The following is a 3353-nucleotide window of genomic DNA, read 5'->3' as shown; positions in this document are numbered from 1 at the left end:
TTTCACTCTCTGAAAGCCTCATGCTGTCGTTAATTGTTGGGGCAAGTTGCAAAATTGGAATGCTCCCGGCAAGAATGCTATGTCAAATGTAGGAGTTCAAGCCTAAAACACAGAGGCAAGCTCGATGAAAGGACGAAAAATTACAGCCACCTTTCATTACTGCAACAGCGGTAAAAAGGAAGTAAAAACCGTTAACTGCTTGTTTGATGATAAAGCAGAACAGTACGAACTCACCAAGGTGTTCGTAGTTGAATTTGGAGAAAGCCTAGTTTTTAGCAAATCGGACAACACGTTTTTAGTCAACGACAAGGAGGGAAACCCTTAAGTATTAGTCCAAATCACTGCGGGAAATACTGCCCACCACCCGCCGCTCACCGCCCGCTCTGAATTGTTCCGTCTGTTCAGTTATTTAGGATTGATGGCGCTGTCTCTAACCAACGGCGTAAGAAGCCAAGCCTGCGCTGCATGACCAGCGAAAGCCTGCTTAATGTTTGCGATCGCTGCGCTTGAGCTTGATTGTCTCGTGAAACTGGAGCATCTGACGCTGTACGTCTGCCATAAGTGTCCTTGTAACTTTATTCCTTCCGAGTTCTATACAGAGAAGCACTTCTGGTAAAAAAAGAACGATTTTTTGTAAAGATTTTGCCATTGAAAAAAGAATTAGTAGAAGATTTACCCCTAACCTAAGGCAGACACAACCTCCTGAGCGATAACTGAAAGGATGCTCGGCTGGGCTAACTTCTTTCTCTAACCCATGAGTTACTCCCTGAGATTGAGTGAAGCGCTCGCTGCTTTTAATACATACTGTAAAAACAGATGACGTTTTGGTAGAAACATCACAACACACCAAACTTTCAACATAATTAGCAGCAGAGTATCGCTAAGAATTAGCACAGTCATCTAGACAAGTCATCCTTTTTACTTAACAGCTAACAACTCTCATGGCAAGGAAAAATCAGCAAGATAATGATTCAAATCCCCAAGTTTCGTATTTAGTCAAAGAATACGAATCTTTAGCTCTTCAACGGCTCCAACTACAACAACAGCTAGACACCTGCAATGAAGGAATAAAAGTAATGGTCAAGATAGATAAAGAACTCAGCAAAGCTATAGAAACATCCAAAAAAGGAGTGACTAAAGTCCTAGAGCTGGCAGCTAGCAGCAATCCTGATTCCCTAGAGATTGTCAAACAGCAATTGTTTGAGGAATTAGAAGCGCTATTCAAGCAATACCAGAAACCTCACCCCCACTCGGAAGCTGACTATAAAGACTCTAGCGAGGCGACCCAACCCACAAACGAAGAATCGCATTCTACTGACTTTAACTCTCTAGAAGACCTAATCACAACGGGCAGCAACGAATCGACAAACGGTCAAGGAAAAGCGCTCATCACCGTCTAATTTCTTAAAAGCCAATATTGCCGAAATGAAGCACTCCAAGCCTTTCTCCCATTAGCTATCTCCTTACATCCATCAATCTTCCAACGACTTTCCATACCGCAGCCTTTATGAGTAGGGTGCGGTTTTTACTATGGTTTTTACCCCCACATGGCGGGATTATTTGCGGTCTGGTTCATAGACGAGCGCCACAACGCCTGAGCTGAACGACTGTGATTCCAGAAGCTTCAAAGTCGCGGTGATACCCTCTTTAAACAGGCGCTTGCCTTTGCCCACAACCACCGGATAAACAAGAAGTCGATAGCGATCCACAAGATCGTGCCCAATGAGCGTTTGCACAAGCGTGGCGCTGCCGTAGACCAGAATGTCCTGACCGTCCTGCTGCTTGAGTTTGGTGAGTTCTTCTACGATATTGTCTTTGATTAGTGTTGAGTTGTTCCACTCAACCTTGTCCAGTGTCGTTGACACCACGTACTTGCCCACGTTGTTCATGTAGTCTGCCCCTTCATCCGTGTTCTGGGGCCAGGCTGCTGCAAACCCTTGATAGGTCACTCGTCCCAGCAGCAAGGTATCGCTGGTGTCTTGCTCCAAGCCTTTAAACTTCGCAATGTCGTCATTCCAATAGGGGGCACTCCAGGCGGGTTCTTCTATAACGCCATCCAGTGACAGGAATTCAGTGACGACGACTTGACGCATGATGTTCTCCTTTTGCCGTTCGCTGTCTATACCGCCATCATGGTGCAGCAAAAGGACACAGTCTTGGAAAAAAACGCAAACTATTCAACCGTGCTTTTCCAAAGCAATTTGCGCGGGCGTTTTTCCGATAAAGCGCTTGAGCGAATTGGTCAGATGTGCCTGATCGAAATAGCCTAGCTCGAAGGCAGTGTCTAAAATGGGTGTACCTTGCAATAGCAGCGAGACAGCGCTGCGGGCGCGATCGATCTGCTCAATTGTCTTGTGGGTTAATCCAGTTGCCTGCAAGAAGCGGTACTGTAGGGAACGTATCGACATATCGGGAGTGTATCCCTGTATCGCCGCCTCGACCACCGGATCGCGCACGAGTATCCCGTGATGGATAAGCCTGTTGATGAACACGTTGGCGTTTTCAAAGGTCGGAAGTTCCCACGCACAGCCATGTAGCCAGAAGGAATTGCTCGACGCAAGAGGAAGAGTCGCATCCTGTCTATCCACAAGGGTTCTTACAGGGAGATGGGGCATGAACGTGCCAAGTTTAAAGGTGATGCCAAAGAACTCAGCGTCGGCGGGGAAATCGGCTTGCGATGCTTTGGTCTCTGGACCTCGTGCGACGATCGTCGTGTTGCCGTTGAAGGTTGCGATTACCATCTCCCAGTTGCTGGCCGCTACCGAAGTAAAAGTGCCAGCGCGATCGCTGTGGGTGTGCCAAATCATTTCGACAAAAGACGAGTTTGCCGACCTCGCGTCAAATACAAATTCCATGCTATCTCCCGTAGGAATGGCCCAACCACCGGAGCAACTGGCAAATCTGAGTACGGCACGAGCGGAGCGCCTTTGCCGCCTCTAGTTCGCGGTTTCTCGGCAGCGCATTGGTTTCCAGTGAGGCAAGCCGTCTGAAGAGAGACTGCCGCTATCTCGTCTCTGGCGACTGTGCTGCTCGCCTCTATGGTTCTATGTCTTTTGTACAATATGTAACACTTATATCGCTCTCATGACAAGATAATTTTTCCCTCACACTCTTGTTCTGTACTCAAATCTAAAAAGGTTGTGCGACTAAAAGTTCAATTAATTCGCAGCCAAGATAATTCACCTTTTGAGGCATATATAGTTGAATTAACTCAAAAGCACATCGATGATTACGAGAATCTTTGGCGCGAGTCCTTACGGACGTTCCAGACAGAAGATAAGTTTTGGGACTGGGTATTTAAACTTGAATTTATTACAAGGCAAGAGAACCATTCTGGCTATGCTATTGAATGT

At 46.7% G+C, this 3353-nt stretch carries 6 protein-coding genes and 1 pseudogene; 4 read left to right on the top strand and 3 right to left on the bottom strand.

The window, feature by feature from the left end; translation table 11 throughout:
- The first annotated feature begins 124 nt into the window (after positions 1 to 124).
- A complete protein-coding gene (locus V6C93_RS03945) occupies positions 125 to 325 on the top strand; it encodes a hypothetical protein (protein WP_333475344.1) in 201 nt (66 codons plus the stop codon).
- 159 nt (positions 326 to 484) lie between these two features.
- Here the strand turns inward: V6C93_RS03945 and V6C93_RS03940 are convergent, their stop codons facing one another.
- Positions 485 to 649, bottom strand: a complete 165-nt coding sequence (locus tag V6C93_RS03940; RefSeq protein WP_333475343.1) for a hypothetical protein — start codon at positions 647 to 649, stop codon at positions 485 to 487.
- Positions 650 to 941: 292 nt separating this feature from the next.
- On the opposite strand from V6C93_RS03940, the gene V6C93_RS03935 reads away from it, so the two are divergent.
- Positions 942 to 1400: a hypothetical protein gene (locus V6C93_RS03935; RefSeq protein WP_333475342.1), complete on the top strand. Its 459-nt coding sequence runs from the start codon at positions 942 to 944 to the stop codon at positions 1398 to 1400.
- 156 nt (positions 1401 to 1556) lie between these two features.
- Here V6C93_RS03935 and V6C93_RS03930 read toward each other — a convergent pair whose 3' ends face one another.
- Positions 1557 to 2093, bottom strand: a complete 537-nt coding sequence (locus V6C93_RS03930; RefSeq protein ID WP_333475341.1) for a dihydrofolate reductase family protein — start codon at positions 2091 to 2093, stop codon at positions 1557 to 1559.
- An 84-nt stretch (positions 2094 to 2177) separates the two neighbouring features.
- Positions 2178 to 2492, bottom strand: coding sequence for a helix-turn-helix domain-containing protein (locus V6C93_RS03925; RefSeq protein ID WP_333475340.1), 315 nt, complete (start codon positions 2490 to 2492; stop codon positions 2178 to 2180).
- Between the two features lie 121 nt (positions 2493 to 2613).
- Between V6C93_RS03925 and V6C93_RS03920 the strand changes: the two genes are divergently transcribed.
- Both V6C93_RS03920 and V6C93_RS03915 read left to right on the top strand, forming a co-directional pair.
- Positions 2614 to 2940 (top strand): hypothetical protein, encoded by a 327-nt coding sequence (locus V6C93_RS03920; RefSeq protein WP_333475339.1) that lies wholly within the window; start codon positions 2614 to 2616, stop codon positions 2938 to 2940.
- A gap of 200 nt (positions 2941 to 3140) precedes the next feature.
- Positions 3141 to 3353 (top strand): annotated as a pseudogene (locus V6C93_RS03915) (GNAT family N-acetyltransferase); the annotation flags it as partial.

Source organism: Allocoleopsis sp. (assembly GCF_036703385.1).
In the GTDB taxonomy this organism is placed as follows: Bacteria; Cyanobacteriota; Cyanobacteriia; order Cyanobacteriales; family Coleofasciculaceae; genus Allocoleopsis.
The sequence above is the reverse complement of the archived record's forward strand: the minus strand, read 5'-3'. Positions and strand labels throughout refer to the sequence as shown.